Origin of the sequence: Effusibacillus consociatus (assembly GCF_042652925.1) — a bacterium.
Classification (GTDB): domain Bacteria; phylum Bacillota; class Bacilli; order Tumebacillales; family Effusibacillaceae; genus Effusibacillus; species Effusibacillus consociatus.
Genome location: NZ_JBHSHC010000014.1, coordinates 179,206 through 194,508 on the forward strand (window position 1 = coordinate 179,206; position 15,303 = coordinate 194,508).

General features: G+C 46.4%; 14 protein-coding genes and 1 pseudogene. 14 read left to right on the forward strand and 1 reads right to left on the reverse strand.

The genetic code is table 11. From position 1 onward, the window contains the following. Window positions 1–70: 70 nt before the first annotated feature. From ACFO8Q_RS02670 to speB, 10 genes and pseudogenes are all read left to right on the forward strand, one after another. Window positions 71–1,570, forward strand: a complete 1,500-nt coding sequence (locus ACFO8Q_RS02670; protein WP_380024132.1) for a sugar ABC transporter ATP-binding protein — start codon at window positions 71–73, stop codon at window positions 1,568–1,570. Continuing rightward, window positions 1,551–2,537, forward strand: coding sequence for an ABC transporter permease (locus ACFO8Q_RS02675; protein WP_380024134.1), 987 nt, complete (start codon window positions 1,551–1,553; stop codon window positions 2,535–2,537). Before ACFO8Q_RS02670 ends, ACFO8Q_RS02675 begins: the two co-directional genes overlap by 20 nt. 42 nt (window positions 2,538–2,579) lie before the next feature. After that, window positions 2,580–3,734 (forward strand): Gfo/Idh/MocA family protein, encoded by a 1,155-nt coding sequence (locus ACFO8Q_RS02680; protein ID WP_380024135.1) that lies wholly within the window; start codon window positions 2,580–2,582, stop codon window positions 3,732–3,734. An 11-nt stretch (window positions 3,735–3,745) separates the two neighbouring features. Then, window positions 3,746–4,717 (forward strand): sugar phosphate isomerase/epimerase family protein, encoded by a 972-nt coding sequence (locus ACFO8Q_RS02685; RefSeq protein ID WP_380024136.1) that lies wholly within the window; start codon window positions 3,746–3,748, stop codon window positions 4,715–4,717. Window positions 4,718–5,107: 390 nt separating this feature from the next. Next, window positions 5,108–5,536, forward strand: coding sequence for an IS200/IS605 family transposase (gene tnpA, locus ACFO8Q_RS02690; protein ID WP_380024137.1), 429 nt, complete (start codon window positions 5,108–5,110; stop codon window positions 5,534–5,536). Window positions 5,537–5,759: 223 nt separating this feature from the next. Further along, window positions 5,760–6,068 (forward strand): annotated as a pseudogene (locus tag ACFO8Q_RS02695) (TRAP transporter large permease subunit); the annotation flags it as partial. Between the two features lies 1 nt (window position 6,069). Then, window positions 6,070–7,209 carry a glycerate kinase gene (locus ACFO8Q_RS02700; RefSeq protein WP_380024139.1) on the forward strand — a complete coding sequence of 380 codons (1,140 nt, stop codon included), beginning with the start codon at window positions 6,070–6,072 and terminating at the stop codon, window positions 7,207–7,209. Between the two features lie 429 nt (window positions 7,210–7,638). After that, window positions 7,639–11,079 (forward strand): pyruvate carboxylase, encoded by a 3,441-nt coding sequence (pyc, locus tag ACFO8Q_RS02705; RefSeq protein WP_380024184.1) that lies wholly within the window; start codon window positions 7,639–7,641, stop codon window positions 11,077–11,079. 54 nt (window positions 11,080–11,133) lie between these two features. Continuing rightward, window positions 11,134–12,324, forward strand: coding sequence for an NADP-dependent malic enzyme (ystJ, locus tag ACFO8Q_RS02710; RefSeq protein WP_380024140.1), 1,191 nt, complete (start codon window positions 11,134–11,136; stop codon window positions 12,322–12,324). Window positions 12,325–12,668: 344 nt separating this feature from the next. Continuing rightward, the gene (gene speB / locus ACFO8Q_RS02715; RefSeq protein WP_380024141.1) at window positions 12,669–13,625 is read left to right on the forward strand and encodes an agmatinase; all 957 of its coding nucleotides are present in this window, start codon (window positions 12,669–12,671) and stop codon (window positions 13,623–13,625) included. Between the two features lie 28 nt (window positions 13,626–13,653). On the opposite strand, the gene ACFO8Q_RS02720 is transcribed toward speB, so the two are convergent. Then, window positions 13,654–13,878 (reverse strand): spore germination protein, encoded by a 225-nt coding sequence (locus tag ACFO8Q_RS02720; protein ID WP_380024142.1) that lies wholly within the window; start codon window positions 13,876–13,878, stop codon window positions 13,654–13,656. A gap of 144 nt (window positions 13,879–14,022) precedes the next feature. Here ACFO8Q_RS02720 and ACFO8Q_RS02725 point away from each other — a divergent pair, with 144 nt between their 5' ends. The 4 genes from ACFO8Q_RS02725 (at window position 14,023) to ACFO8Q_RS02740 (ending at window position 15,295) form a co-directional block, all read left to right on the forward strand. Next, window positions 14,023–14,232 (forward strand): small, acid-soluble spore protein, alpha/beta type, encoded by a 210-nt coding sequence (locus tag ACFO8Q_RS02725; RefSeq protein WP_380024143.1) that lies wholly within the window; start codon window positions 14,023–14,025, stop codon window positions 14,230–14,232. A 135-nt stretch (window positions 14,233–14,367) separates the two neighbouring features. Continuing rightward, entirely contained in the window at window positions 14,368–14,874 is a 507-nt protein-coding gene (locus tag ACFO8Q_RS02730) for a hypothetical protein (RefSeq protein ID WP_380024144.1), read from the forward strand. Continuing rightward, complete coding sequence (locus ACFO8Q_RS02735) at window positions 14,874–15,113, forward strand: hypothetical protein (RefSeq protein ID WP_380024145.1); 240 nt, start codon at window positions 14,874–14,876, stop codon at window positions 15,111–15,113. Before ACFO8Q_RS02730 ends, ACFO8Q_RS02735 begins: the two co-directional genes overlap by 1 nt. Beyond that, a complete protein-coding gene (locus tag ACFO8Q_RS02740; RefSeq protein ID WP_380024146.1) occupies window positions 15,113–15,295 on the forward strand; it encodes a hypothetical protein in 183 nt (60 codons plus the stop codon). The genes ACFO8Q_RS02735 and ACFO8Q_RS02740 overlap by 1 nt, the downstream gene beginning before the upstream one ends. Window positions 15,296–15,303 lie beyond the last annotated feature (8 nt).

Here is a 15,303-nt window from a genome sequence, read left to right on the forward strand (position 1 = left end):
AAATAATCTGAATGAGACCGCTATTTATCAATGGCGGCCTCATTCAGATCACTGAAAAAGGATGATGGACATGGAAAAACCTATATTAAGAATGTCTCAGATCTCAAAGTCGTTTAACGGAATCAAAGTGCTTAACAGCGTGGATTTTGAGTTGCGACGTGGGGAAGTCCATGCCCTGATGGGAGGAAACGGGGCAGGAAAGTCCACATTGATGAAAATTTTGACTGGTGTTTACCAAGGTGATGAGGGTCAAATTTTTATCGACGGTTCCGAGGTAAGTATTCAACAACCTAATGATGCGAAAGAAAATGGGGTCTCCATGATTTTTCAGGAATTCAGCTTGGTGCCCACCTTGACCGTTGCGCAAAACATTTTTCTGACACGGGAGCCAAGAAACAATCTAGGTTTTATTGACGAAAAGGAATGTATTCGCCAAACAGAACAACTGCTGAATGAATTGAACGTAAATATTGATCGCAATATCCCGGTAGAACAGCTTGGTGTTGGATACTGGCAAATGACAGAGATTGCAAAGGCACTTTCTCAAAACACGAAAATTTTAATTATGGATGAACCTACATCCTCTCTGACAAAAAACGAGACAGAAGTGTTGTTTGAACTGATCGATAAATTAAAAGCAAAGGGAATCTCTATCATCTACATTTCACATCGGATGGACGAAATTTTTCGGATATGTGATCGAATTACCATTTTGCGGGATGGCAAACACGTGATGACATCCCCTTGCAGTGAATTAACGATGGAAACCGTTATTCAACATATTGTAGGGGGAAATTTGGAACACGCCTTTGAGTGGAAAGATCGTAATTATCAAAGGAATCAAGAGCCGGTACTCCAGGTGAGAAATCTTACATCAGGTCGTAGGGTGAATGGAGTAAGCTTTGATTTATACCGTGGAGAGATACTTGGAATTGCGGGTCTGATGGGAAGCGGGCGCTCCGAAATGGTTCGTGCCATTTTTGGCATCGATCCAATCGATAGCGGTGAAATTCTTATGAATAGTCAAAAGCTGTCCATTAAAAAACCTGAGGATGCAATAAAAGCCGGGATAGCCCTTGTTCCTGAGGATCGGAGAATGCAGGGGCTGATCCTGGATCACAGTGTAAAAGACAATATCCTTTTGCCGATTTTGAGCAACATAAAAAAAGGGATGTTTATCGATGATGCAAAAGGGAACCAAATAGCGTCGGAGTTTGTAACAAGATTGAATATCAAGACCGACAATATATTCAAAACGTCCCGGTTGCTGTCGGGAGGAAATCAGCAAAAAATTGTATTGGCCAAATGGTTGGCCAACTCTCCTGAGATTTTGATTTTGGATGAACCGACAATCGGGGTGGACATTGGAGCAAAAACCGAGATTATCGAGATCATCCGTTCGTTGGCTGACAGCGGGAAAGCTATTATCGTGATCTCCTCGGAACTTCCTGAACTTCTTGCCTTAAGTGATCGCGTCATTGTTTTAAACGAAGGAAGAGTAACGAAGGAAATGGATCGTAAGGAGATCGCATCAGAGGAGGTACTGCAACATGCAATCCAAGTCGTCTAATATGACGAATACTATTCAAAATACGAATCGTTTAGCAAAGTTCGATTGGAAAAGATATATCGTTTATATTGCCTTCGTTGGTGTGTTTATTTACTTTTCAATCAGTCTCTATGATCAAGGTTTTTTGTCCAGCAATAATCTTCTTAACATTGCTCGTCAAACGGCAATGATCTCAATTATGGCTGTGGCGATGACGTTTGTTATTTCAGCCGCTGAGATAGACCTTTCTGTGGGCTCTATCGCTGCACTTTCTTCATTAACTGCCGCCCTGGCAATGAAAGCGGGTTTCGGTGTGGCCGGAGGTATAGTAGCAGGGCTGGGAACCGGGGCCCTTATAGGATTAATCAATGGAATTCTTGTAACCAGAGTGGCGATTCCCTCATTTCTTGTCACATTAGGCATGATGGGGATAGCCAAAGGGCTCGCTATGTGGATCACGAACACAGCCCCTGTGCCGATTTTAAACAAAACTTATAACTTTGTCTTCGGTTCCGGTGATATTGGTCCTGTTCCTGTCTTGCTTATCTGGACTTTAGTTATAGCGGTAATCGGCCACATTTTGCTCCGAAAAACCGCATTTGGACGTCAAACCCTTGCAACTGGCGGCAACGAAAGCGCTGCAAGATTCACCGGTGTGAATACGGCAAAAATCAAACTTTTGGTGTTGGTCGGTTCGGGATTATTGGCTGGTTTGGCTGGTATGTTGTATGCAGGACGTATGCACGCAGGCCGGTTTACGTTCGGCGAGGGGGATGAATTGTCCGTTATTGCGGCCGTAATTCTGGGTGGGACCAGTTTATTCGGTGGAATGGGTACTGTCATAGGTACTGTGTTTGGTTCTTTGATGATCGGTATGATCAATAACGGTTTGATCATAATGGGACTCGATGTAAGCCAACAAATGGTGGTAAAAGGATTAATCATTATCTTGGCAGTAGCTTTCGGTCGTCGAACGATAAAAAGATAAACAATATCAGTAAAAATTGAATGCACGGAGTGAAGAAACTTTATGGAACAAATCAAAGTTGGAATTATCGGAACAGGTTTTTCTGCAACATTCCATTTGGAGGCATTGAAACGCATCAATAATGTAAAGGTTGTAGCCATAGCGTCTATTACTAAGGTACTTGCTGAAGAAAAAGCCAAGGAGTTCGGTATTCCAAAAGCATATGGAGACTTTAATGAGTTAATCGAAGATCCGGAAGTGGAGGTGATTCATAACTGCACTCCTAACCATCTGCATTTCCATATTAATCGTGCAGTTTTATTAACGGGAAAACACGTTTTGTCGGAAAAACCACTGGCTTTAACCAGTGCAGAATCTTTTGAATTAAAGGAGTTAGCTAAAAAAAGTCCGGGGATCAGTGGGGTCTGTTTTAACTATCGCCACTACCCCATGGTCGTTCAAGCCCGGGAATTGGTTGCAAATGAGAAAGTCAATTTAGTATATGGGGGCTATTGTCAGGACTGGCTTTTATATGAAACAGATTACAACTGGAGATTGGTTCCCGAACAAAACGGAGCTTCGAGGGCAATTGCCGATATTGGCTCCCACTGGTGTGATACAGTTCAACATGTACTTGGGAAAAAAATTGTGGAAGTATTTGCTGATCTGAAAACGGTTCATCCTGTTCGTTTCAAGCCAAAAGGGGAAGTAAGCACATTCAGCTCAAGCGAACAGCACGACAGAGAAGCAATTAAAATCACTACGGAAGATTACGGTAGTGTACTGGTCCATTTTGAAGATGGGACCCATGGGGTGTTTACTGTATCACAGGTAAGCGCCGGGCGTAAGAACAGATTGTATTTTGAGATTGCCGGAGCAAACTCCACACTGGCTTGGGATCAAGAAAACCCAAATCGATTGTGGGTAGGGAAACGCGATGACCCTAACATGGAACTCATGCGTGATCCATCTCTCCTTTCACCTCAAGCTGCTGTACTGGCACATTACCCTGGTGGGCACCAAGAAGGGTGGCCTGATGCCGTTAAAAATCTGTTTATTGATTTTTACGGAGCTGTCAGCAGAAGAAAAGCCGGTAATGACCATGAAGGTACTTCTTCCTTTGCGACGTTTGAAGACGGTCATCGGATTATGGAATTAATAGATGCTATTTTGGAGAGCAATCATACCAAATCGTGGATTCAGCTACCTGCTCAATAGGGGGAATCGAAATGAAGTTAGGCGTTTTTACGGTTTTATATCAAGATTTTCCTTTTGAACAGATGCTCGATAAGGTTGCCGAGATGGGAGTAGAAACTGTTGAGTTGGGTACAGGGAATTATCCAGGGAACAAGCATTGCGATCCGGATGAACTGCTAGAAGATCCGGCAAAAGCAACCGCTTTCAAGAGAGCTGTTGAAAGCCGAGGCTTAAGCATCAGTGGATTAAGTTGTCATGGGAATCCACTCCACCCGGATAAGGAATTTGCAAAGCAATCTCATGACACTTGGCGGAAAACAGTTCTGCTGGCTGAAAGGTTAGAGATTCCCGTTATCAACGGATTTTCCGGATGCCCCGGTGATCACAGCGGAGCGAAATTTCCAAACTGGGTAACATGTTCGTGGCCGCCGGAATATATGGAGATTCTTAAGTGGCAGTGGGATGAGGTTGTAATTCCTTATTGGAGAGAAGAAACAAAATTCGCGGAATCTCATGGGATTCGCCAAATTGCGTTTGAGATGCATCCCGGTTTTGTCGTTTACAATCCTGAAACACTGCTGAAATTGCGGGAACAAGCGGGCCCCAGCATAGGAGCCAATTTTGATCCAAGTCATCTCTTGTGGCAGGGGATCGATCCTGTTGAGGCAATAAAAAAGTTAGGCCGAGAGAATGCGATTTTCCATGTTCATGCAAAAGACACTTATTTGGATCAGGCGAATATTCGGGTAAACGGAGTGCTTGATACAAAACACTACAGTGAGATACTGGATCGATCTTGGGTGTTCCGTACCGTAGGGTATGGTCAGAATGAAAAGATGTGGCGTGATATTGTAAGCGCACTCCGTGCAGTGGGATATGATTATGTACTCTCAATTGAACATGAAGATATGCTGGCTTCCATTGATGAAGGATTATCCAAGTCAATTGGACTCCTTAAAGTAGTGCTTTTTAAAGAAGAAGTACCCGAGATGTGGTGGGCTTAATTTCAAAAAACTTATTGATGGACATAAAGGGCAGACGAACTTGTTCAATTCGTTCTGCCCTTTTCTAATCATATGAATAGTTTCGGCGCCCTTTAGGATATGATTTGCGGCAGGTATATAAAAAATTGTGTATTCAATATATCCTGGAATATTCATAGGTGCTTAGAACGATTGGGTGAAATGGAAGATTTTATGATATTCTACCGTATTTGTGAAACGATCAGTCTGCTCGGTATCAGAGAGTAGCCACCTACTCTCTTTGAGTATAGATATTAATTCCTTATTTAGTTTCCATGCGCCAGGTCTAAACCCACCGGCTTTAGCCGGTCAGCTTCCAGCGCGTTGACAGTGTATCGGAGCACCTCTAACATAAAGTGAGAGGTGAGCAGTATGGTCGACTATCAAACCGGTGGACATTCTGTATATGACATCAAGTACCACTTCGTGTGGGTAACAAAATATCGATATCACGAGCTCGTTGGGGAAGTGGCGGCACGAGCACGAGAAATCATACGACAATGCTGCTTCAGTCGGGGGATCACGATTGTAAAAGGAAGCGTAGGGAAAGATCACATCCATCTGCTGGTATCATGCCCACCGACAATGGCTCCATCAAAGGTAATTCAGTATCTCAAGGGAAGATCATCACGAATGTTGCAGGACGAGTTTTCCCATCTCAAAAAGAGGTACTGGGGCCAGCATTTATGGGCTAGAGGATATTTCTGTGCAACAGTCGGAGCGGTGAATGAAGAAACGATCCGCCGCTATATAGAAGGTCAGCAAGTCGAAGGCGATGATGTCTTTGACATTGAAGAATAACTTAGAAGAAGTCCGAGTTTCAGTCGGAAACTTCAGATGGCTTCAGCCATAGGTGGCTTTCAGCAGGCTTTAGCCTAGACCGGCGGCTTTGAGCCGCAAGGTCGAGTTACAGTCGAAACCTTTAGGTGGCTTTAGCCACTGGTTGCTTTTCAGCAGGCTTTAGCCTGAACAGCGACTTTCAGTCGCTCAGAGGAACCTACCGGCTTTAGCCGGTAGTCGTTCAGTTGTGGGTACAGCCATGGATCTGACTCCGACCGTTCTAATTTTGACCCCTGTCCTTATGCCGGTCATTGAGGCTGCAGGAATTGACCCTGTTTATTTCGGTGTCCTTTTTATTCTGAATAACGTTATCGGATTACTTACCCCTCCGGTTGGCACGGTATTAAATGTCGCTTGCGGCGTTGGAAAGATTGGCATGGATGATATTATGAAGGGGATTTGGCCGTTTTTATTGGTTGAAGTTATTATTTTGATTCTGCTCATTTTGTTCCCTTCCATTGTCACCGTTCCGCTGGGGTGGTTGATCAGATAAAATGAAAATCGTCATTGCACCAGATTCTTTTAAGGGATCCATCAATGCCAGGGAACTTTGCGCTTCGATTAAGGAAGGAGATCTCCGGGTTTTTCCCCAAGCAGGTTTTATTGAGCTGCCTTTGGCGGACGGCGGGGAGGGTACGATGGAAAATATGGTTACTGCATCCAATGGAACGATTTACAAGGTAAAGGTTACAGGCCCTTATGGACGACCGGTCCATGCTGCCTACGGTGTACTAGGAGATGGAAAAACGGTTGTCATTGAGATGGCTCAAGCTTCGGGGCTTCCGCTTGTCATTGAATCGGAGAAAAACCCGCTGCACGCCACCGGCTACGGAACAGGAGAATTAATTCGGTATGCTCTAGATCAGGGATATCGTCAATTTGTTATCGGGATTGGTGGGAGTGCCACAAACGATGTTGGAACGGGTATGCTCAAAGCACTCGGGATGGAGTTTTATGACCGTAACGGTATACCTTTGCCGCAGGGAGGAGGGTTTCTCCGTGATTTATATTCAATGGATGATACCCAGTTTGACCCCCGTGTGAAAGAGGCTTCCTTTACTGTGGCTTGTGATGTAACGAATCCGTTATGCGGACCGGAGGGGGCTTCCGCCGTATTTGGTCCACAAAAGGGGGCAACCCCAGAGATGGTAAAGCATTTGGATGCATGCTTGAATTACTTTGCGGACATCGTGTTGAAACAAAAGGGTATGGAAATACGCAGCATCCCCGGAGTAGGGGCGGCAGGAGGGATGGGATCGGCACTGGTGGCATTTCTCCAAGCTGAGTTAAAACAGGGCATTGAGGTGGTCATGGAGGCAATGAACGTCCGTCAACACCTTAAGGAAGCTGACTTATTGATCACTGGAGAAGGAAAACTGGATTTTCAGACACTTTCGGGAAAGGGCATTGCTGGAATCAGTCGACAAGCACGACACTATAATATCCCCGTGATCGCGATATGTGGGGCAATGGATCTCACCGGTGATCAGTTGGATATGCTGCAAGTGACAGCAGCCTTTTCCATTGTTCCCGGACCTTGTTCACTCGAGCAGGCGTTTGAACATACATCATCCTGGGCAGGAGATCGAACAGAGCAAATCCTCCGTTTATTCCAGTTTTTTAGAAGCAATTGAAGCGGCTGAAGCATATCTGAAAGATAGAGCAGGGAGAGTAAATTGAGAGAAGAGTAAACCACACCTGACACCTCCGGAATAACCGGAGGTTTTTGTTTGCATGACGGGAATCTGTCACTTTCTTGTAACTGTTTAAAGATGACTTTGTGAAGTATTCGTGTATTTTTCGAAAAATTCTTGATGTGATAAAATAAATAAACTATGATAGCAAGTAGAATCGACTGTTAAGTATACCCGCAGAGTCATTTTCTGCAAGAAAAGGAGGCCAGAACTCTAGACCGAGGTTTTGGAACAATTATTTGAATTTACAGATTAAATGGTCTAGCTCAATTACCATACTAACCGGTTGGTTTTCTTACTTAGTTTTCATACTTTAGATAAAAATACTTATTGTGGATTGAGGGTAGGAAGGAGCGAAATCCAGTGACTATGAAGAAATTCGAGAAAATTTTGGTTGCAAATCGCGGGGAAATCGCCATTCGAATTTTCCGTGCTTGCACCGAACTCGGGATCCGAACAGTGGCTCTTTATTCCGAACAGGATAATACGGCTCTTCACCGCTTTAAGGCGGATGAAGCCTATCTTGTTGGTGAAGGCAAAGGTCCTATCGAAGCCTATCTCGATATTGAAGGGATTATTGAAATTGCCAAGCGTAATGATGTCGATGCGATTCATCCGGGATATGGATTCCTGTCGGAGAACGACCGCTTTGCTCAACGCTGTGCGGAAGAGGGAATTGTGTTTATTGGACCTCGCGCCGAACAAATTAAAATGTTTGGCGATAAAGTGGAAGCGCGGAAAATGGCAATTGAAGCACAGATTCCTGTCATTCCTGGTACAGAGGAGCCGATTGGTTCCATGCAGGAGGCGCTCCTGTTCGCCAAGGAACATGGATACCCTTTGATCATTAAGGCAGCTTCCGGTGGTGGCGGACGAGGAATGCGTGTTGTCCGATCGCCGGAAGAATTGCAAGAGGCTATCGAGCGAGCACGATCTGAAGCGAAATCGGCTTTTGGAAATACGGCCGTATACATTGAAAAATACATAGAGAATCCCAAGCATATTGAAGTGCAGATCTTAGCCGATCAATATGAGGGCATTGTCCATTTATATGAAAGGGATTGCTCCATTCAACGTCGCTATCAAAAAGTAGTGGAAGTGGCTCCAAGCGTTTCTCTTGATGCTGCACTGCGTGAACAGATCTGTCAGGCGGCTATTCAACTCATGTCAAAATCGGGTTATCGAAATGCCGGAACGGTGGAATTTCTTGTGACCCCGGAGAATAAATTTTACTTTATTGAAGTGAATCCGCGCATTCAAGTGGAGCATACCATTACGGAATTAATTACGGGAATCGATATCGTGCAGTCACAAATCCGCATTGCAGAAGGGCATTCTCTCGAGGAAGTGGGGATTCCGTCACAGGAATCGATTCAAATTCACGGGTATGCGATTCAATGTCGGGTTACAACGGAAGATCCTGAAAAAGGATTTACTCCAGATACGGGACGTCTATTAGCTTATCGTTCCGGTGGTGGATTCGGGGTTCGCCTGGATGGAGGAAACGGATATCCGGGAGCCGTGATTTCTCCCTATTACGATTCGCTCTTGGTGAAAGTCTCCACTTGGGCAACCAGCTATGAGCAAGCCGCGAACAAAATGCTTCGCACCTTAAAGGAATTCCGGATTCGAGGGGTAAAAACCAACATTCCGTTCTTGGAAAATGTCGTCCAGCATCCTGATTTTCTTACTGGAAAGTACGACACCTCGTTTATTGACAACACGAAAGAGCTGTTTGAATTCCCGAAGAGAAAAGATAGAGGAACGAAACTGCTCACGTATATCGGACAAACGATTGTGAACGGCCATCCGGGTCTGCCAAAAGGAAAGAAGCCAACTTTTGCCAAGCCCCGGGTTCCGGTCACTTCCGTCAAGCAGGCCTATCCTGAAGGAACCAAGCAGCTTTTGGAACAACAAGGGCCCAAGGGATTGGTCGAATGGATCAAAGGCCAGCAACGGCTGCTTCTTACCGATACGACCTTCCGGGATGCCCATCAATCCCTTCTGGCTACAAGGGTCCGGACCTACGATCTGCTGCAAATTTCGGAGGCCACAGGTAAGTTAGCCCCTGATCTGTTTTCTCTGGAAATGTGGGGCGGGGCAACGTTTGACACCAGTATGCGTTTCCTCAATGAGGACCCATGGGAAAGATTGCATCTGTTGCGGGAACGGATTCCGAATATTTTGTTCCAAATGCTCTTAAGGGGAGCCAATGCGGTTGGCTATGCAAATTATCCGGACAATGTGATCTACAAGTTTGTCCAGCTGTCCGCCGACGCGGGAATTGATGTCTTCCGGATTTTTGACAGCTTGAACTGGATCGAAGGCATGCGGCTGGCGATTGATGCGGTCGGCCAATCCGGAAAGATTGCGGAAGCCGCCATTTGTTACACGGGGGACATTCTGGATCCGAATCGTCAAAAATACTCTCTCAAGTATTATGTTGACTTGGCCAAGGAATTGGAAAAAGCGGGCGCCCATATTCTCTGCATCAAGGATATGGCAGGTCTGCTCAAGCCATACGCCGCTTATGAATTAATTCGGGCCTTGAAGCAGGAAGTGGGAATCCCAATCCATCTGCACACTCACGACACCAGTGGGAATCAGCTGGCCACCCTCGTTAAAGCCTATGAAGCCGGGGTGGATATTGTCGACGGCGCTTTGAGCTCGATGTCAGGAATGACTTCACAACCGAGTTTGAACGGACTGGTGGCTGCTCTTCAGGGAATGGACCGAGAAACCGGCTTGGATCTGAAAAACCTGCAAAAATTATCCGATTACTGGGAAGATGTCCGTCCCTATTATGCCGGATTTGAAAGCGGCATGAAATCGCCAAGTTCCGAAATCTATATTCATGAAATGCCCGGAGGCCAATATACCAACCTTCACCAACAGGCGAAAGGAGTGGGACTTGGAGATCGCTGGGAAGAGGTGAAGGAGGCCTACCATACCGTCAACCTGATGTTTGGGGATATTGTAAAAGTCACGCCTTCTTCCAAAGTCGTGGGCGACATGGCTTTGTTCATGGTGCAGAACAACCTGACCGAGGCGGATGTCTATGAAAAAGGAGATCACCTTGATTTTCCGGAGTCTGTCGTTCAATTCTTCCAGGGTTATCTCGGACAGCCGCCGGGCGGTTTCCCTGAAGAGCTCCGCCGGATCGTTCTAAAGGGGCGGGATTATTTTACCTGTCGGGCCGGTGAATTGCTCCCTCCTGTTAATTTTGACAAAGTGAAACAGGAACTGGAAGAGAAAGTCGGGCGTTCTGTGAATGACTATGACATCATGTCCTATATTATGTATCCGAAAGTTTTCCTGGATAAAGAAAAAATTTCCGGCGAATATGGAGATATTTCGGTGTTGGAGACCCCCACTTTCTTCTATGGACTGCGGCTTGGAGAGGAAATTGCGGTTGACATTGAACAAGGAAAGACCCTGATCGTCAAGTTAATTTCCGTTGGTGCCCTGACCCCGGATGGAAATCGGACCATCTACTTCGAACTCAACGGTCAGCCCAGGGAAGTGACCGTACGAGACCTGTCTGCCGAAGTTGCCGTGGAATCACGCCGTAAGGCTGACTCTGCCGATCCCGAACAGATTGGCACTTCCATGCCAGGCAAAGTACTCAAGGTGATGGTGGAGCCTGGCGATAAGGTCAAAAAAGGAGAATACCTTCTTGTTACCGAAGCGATGAAAATGGAAACAACGGTTCAGGCGCCTTTTGACGCGGTCGTGAAAGAAATTTTCATCAAATCCGGAGACAGCATCGAGACGGGCGATCTACTGATTCTATTGGAAAAGAAAAAGTAATGGGTACGAGCGAAAGAAAGAAATCAATAGAATGGGAAAAGGGTGGAGTGGAACATGTCAAATCTACGGGAAGAAGCATTGCAGCTGCATCAGAAGTATCAGGGGAAACTGTCGGTAAATACCAAGATGTCGATTGCCAACCAGCGGGATTTAAGTCTTGCCTATTCCCCTGGTGTAGCTGAACCGTGTAAAGAAATTTTCAAGGATCGGGAAAAAGTCTATGATTACACCATAAAAGGGAATCTTGTCGCTGTGGTGTCGGACGGGACGGCTGTATTGGGTCTCGGGAATATTGGTCCCGAGGCAGCCCTGCCGGTGATGGAAGGGAAAGCGGCTCTCTTTAAATCTTTTGCCGGGGTGGATGCATTTCCGATCTGCCTCAACACGGATGATGCGGATAAGATCGTTGAAATGGTGAAGCTGCTCGAACCGACATTCGGGGGGATCAACCTGGAAGACATTGCGGCCCCCAGTTGCTTTTACATCGAAGAAAGATTGAAGGCAGAAATGAACATTCCGATCTTTCACGATGATCAGCATGGAACGGCCATTGTGACTGTAGCCGGTCTGATCAATGCATTAAAAGTGGTGGGCAAGAGCTTAAGCGAGATCCAAGTGGTTGTCAACGGGGCCGGAGCCGCAGGGATTGCCACAACGAAACTCCTTTTGAGTATGGACGTTCAGGATATCATCCTGTGCGATACCAAGGGAGCGATCTTTGAGGGACGAATCGAGGGAATGAATCGGATGAAGGAAGAGATCGCCAAACAGACAAACAAGAGAAAACGGCAGGGATCTTTAGTCGATGTGATCGCAGGTAGCGATGTGTTTATCGGGGTGTCTGTAGCGAAAGCGGTTACGCAGGAAATGGTCAGGTCAATGAACCGTGATCCTATCATTTTTGCTATGGCCAACCCTGATCCTGAGATTTTACCGGAGGACGCAAAAGCCGCTGGGGCAAAAGTGGTCGGTACGGGGCGTTCCGATTTTCCGAATCAGGTGAATAACGTACTCGCCTTTCCAGGGATTTTCAGGGGAGCGCTGGATGTACATGCCACGGATATCAATGAAGAAATGAAACTGGCAGCCGTTTATGCAATTGCCGAGTTGGTCACACCTGAAGAATTGTCCGAGGATTATGTCATCCCTGCGCCATTTGACAGCAGGGTAGCACCTCAAGTAGCCCGGTCAGTTGCTTTAGCTGCTGTGAACAGCGGAGTTGCAAGAAAAATGCTGGTTAGGTAACCATCATCAGAATCAGAAATACGGAATCTCTACCCTCTGCGTAGGCGGGGGAATTGGAGTTGCTTTGCTGCTGGAACGTGTGTGAATGGAGGGAGCCCGCTTGGGTTCCTTTTTTATGTTTCAAAAATAAATAGAACTATTCAATATTGAATAGATTATAGAGCCCTACAGGCGGAATCTGGCGTGAACCCTACGTTTTCTGATTGGCACAAAAATTGCTTGTTTATTTTTCAGCAATTTCAACAACTATTTTAGAAAGTTACAGGCAGAGGGGGCCGGTCAATTGCAGCCGGTTTGCCAATCACAGAGGTCGTGCAGAGATTATGCATGTAAGGAGGGCAATCATGACGAAGTACCAACCGAAAGATTCATTTCAGTCTCCAAGATTTTGCGACCCACGTACGTTTATGCGTTTGCCGTATATTGATCAACTTGATGATCAGATGGATTTTGTCATTGCGGGTATTCCATTCGATTCGGGACAATCGTTTCGCACGGGTGCCAGATTCGGACCGTCGGCGATCCGAGATTTCTCGATTCTGTTGCGTCCCTACAATCCTGAGCAAGACATCAATTTGTTTGAATATGTTTCCGGTGTCGATTATGGGGATCTCCCTGTAGTCCCCGGATATATTGCGGAAACCTATGACAAGATCGTGGAAGGATTGTATCCGATCGTTGATAGAGGGATTCTGCCCATAGTGTTGGGAGGGGATCATTCGATCACTTTGGGAGAGCTCCGGGCAATTGCCAAGAAACACGGTCCGGTCGCAGTAGTGCATTTCGATGCACATTCGGATACATGGGACAGTTACTTTGGTCAAAAATACAACCACGGAACACCGTTTCGCCGGGCGGTGGAAGAAGGACTGCTTGATGTGTCCCGTTCCATTCAAGTCGGAATGCGTGGAGGGTTGTACGCACCGGAAGACTTGCAGGATGCCCGGGAATTGGGTTTTGAAGTTTGGACAACCAATCAATTTAAGCAAGTCGGAGTAACAAAAATGCTTAAGGTAATTCGAGAGAGGGTTGGGGAAGGGCCCGTTTTCTTGTCGTTTGATATCGATTTCCTCGACCCCGTTTATGCTCCCGGAACCGGTACTCCTGAAGTTGCGGGTGTGAGTATTGACGATGCATTGGCTTTAGTAAGAGGTCTGACCGATTTGCACTTTGTCGGTTTTGATCTGGTTGAGGTTCTTCCCGCTTATGACAGCGGACAAATTACAGCGGCCGCCGCTTCCAACATCGTATTTGAATTTATTACATTGATTGCATTGAAGAAACGACAAAAAGGGAAATGAATTCATCATAAAAAGAATATTCTGGAACCTAGGTACCGGAAGTCAAGGTATCATCCATTAAATCGGAATCAATCGTGTTGGTACTGCTAATGAAGTTATTTTGCACCGAGAAATCCCCGTTTGCGCCGCCGCCGGAACCGGAATACGATTTGGTAGCCGTCTTGGGTGCAACAAATAATGTATCGCCGAAGAGGATGGTCGCTCCCGTCGCAACGCTGTTGATTTTAATTGGGCCAGCTATAAATGACGGCATTGTAAATCCGCTCCTCAGTGTTTGCTTCCATGTTGATAGGGTATGTTAGTCTATAGTCATCAGTTCTGGGCACCCGCCCAAAAGACCGAACTTGGTATCAATCCCGCCCATAAATGACACCCTACCTCACAGGGGGGTGACTTCATGGCCAATCGCCAGGTTCTGAATCCGAACGCAGGCCGTGCGTTGGATCGCCTCAAATATGAGGTTGCATCCGAATTGGGGCTTGATGACGACATTCAGCAAAGAGGGTGGGAGAACATGACCACCCGTGAAGTCGGCAAAATCGGCGGGAACATGGTCCGCAAGATGATCAGTTTTGCAGAAGCGGAGATGGCGAAGCGGTCGAAGTAACGTCCCTTGCCGGTCACCTGCGGGATCTGCGTGTCCCGCCGGGTGGCCGGTTTATTTTCTTGTGATTGCATAAGACATGTGTTCCCTTCCAATTCTAAATGGAAGAGAAGCGCAAGGCATAAAGGAGGTACCTACGTGTACGAAACATTCGTAAAGCATTTTATTGATATTATGGACGAACGGGCGCCGGTGACTTTGGTTCGCAACCGGATCGATATGCCTCTGGGTGCAGTGGAGGGTGACCAAAGTACCTTGATTCACACAAGACTTGATTTGCTTGATGACACCAGTCCTTACGCGGATGTTGTGCTTACACCGAATGGTTCCGGCTGCTACCTGGATTACATTGCTCATATCCCGGCGAATGACCAAATAACGGATGAAGAGTTTATGAATCAGGTTCATCAGGCAGGTGAAGTGGATTCGGTGTCCGTTCTGCAATCGATTGACGGGCGCCACGAAGCGACTTATGTAGTAACGGGACATATGGAAATAGACTTTGCAAAAGACGATCAGAATTCCAATTCGGTGACACATGATATTTCTGAAAAGATCGTGGCAATAATGAAAGCAGGCGGTTTTCAGCCTATCTTCTCCGAAGAGCAGGGTGGAGAAGATCTCGTGACATGGAGTCAGGAATAATGATGGATGACAAATTGCCGCCGGAATGGGATTGGGAGCCTGAAAAACTGACTCTTTCACAAATGCTGCGGCGTGATTTATTCCCCCGGTGGGAATGGATCATACGAGCCGATCCTGATCCGATTCAACAGGAAAATCAAATGTTGGCCGAAATGGTGCAAACGGGGAAGCTGCCCGAGATTCACACGGAGAAACAACCGACTGACATTTCGGATACGGAGGATGGGGGAAAGAGTTAATGACAAAAGCGGTATGCGATCGGTGTCACGCGACCATGGAACTGGACAAAAGCAGCCTGTATGGAGATATGGTACAGGGAATTCTTTATCTGGTGTGTCCGTACTGCAGTCATTCGGAACCGCTTCCTACCAGCAATGTCGATATTCTAACCGGCCAGTGGTTTGGGGAGCCGGACAAATAGGAGGTCTC

Excerpts from the sequence above, each read along its gene's own strand:
- tnpA (WP_380024137.1), top strand. The coding sequence starts at position 5,108 with ATGGTCGACTATCAAACCGGTGGACATTCTGTATATGACATCAAGTAC.
- ACFO8Q_RS02685 (WP_380024136.1), top strand. The coding sequence starts at position 3,746 with ATGAAGTTAGGCGTTTTTACGGTTTTATATCAAGATTTTCCTTTTGAA.
- ACFO8Q_RS02735 (WP_380024145.1), top strand. The coding sequence starts at position 14,874 with ATGATGGATGACAAATTGCCGCCGGAATGGGATTGGGAGCCTGAAAAA.
- ACFO8Q_RS02675 (WP_380024134.1), top strand. The coding sequence starts at position 1,551 with ATGCAATCCAAGTCGTCTAATATGACGAATACTATTCAAAATACGAAT.
- ACFO8Q_RS02740 (WP_380024146.1), top strand. The coding sequence starts at position 15,113 with ATGACAAAAGCGGTATGCGATCGGTGTCACGCGACCATGGAACTGGAC.
- ACFO8Q_RS02670 (WP_380024132.1), top strand. The coding sequence starts at position 71 with ATGGAAAAACCTATATTAAGAATGTCTCAGATCTCAAAGTCGTTTAAC.
- ACFO8Q_RS02680 (WP_380024135.1), top strand. The coding sequence starts at position 2,580 with ATGGAACAAATCAAAGTTGGAATTATCGGAACAGGTTTTTCTGCAACA.
- ACFO8Q_RS02720 (WP_380024142.1), bottom strand. The coding sequence starts at position 13,878 with ATGCCGTCATTTATAGCTGGCCCAATTAAAATCAACAGCGTTGCGACG.
- ACFO8Q_RS02725 (WP_380024143.1), top strand. The coding sequence starts at position 14,023 with ATGGCCAATCGCCAGGTTCTGAATCCGAACGCAGGCCGTGCGTTGGAT.
- ystJ (WP_380024140.1), top strand. The coding sequence starts at position 11,134 with ATGTCAAATCTACGGGAAGAAGCATTGCAGCTGCATCAGAAGTATCAG.
- speB (WP_380024141.1), top strand. The coding sequence starts at position 12,669 with ATGACGAAGTACCAACCGAAAGATTCATTTCAGTCTCCAAGATTTTGC.
- pyc (WP_380024184.1), top strand. The coding sequence starts at position 7,639 with ATGAAGAAATTCGAGAAAATTTTGGTTGCAAATCGCGGGGAAATCGCC.
- ACFO8Q_RS02700 (WP_380024139.1), top strand. The coding sequence starts at position 6,070 with ATGAAAATCGTCATTGCACCAGATTCTTTTAAGGGATCCATCAATGCC.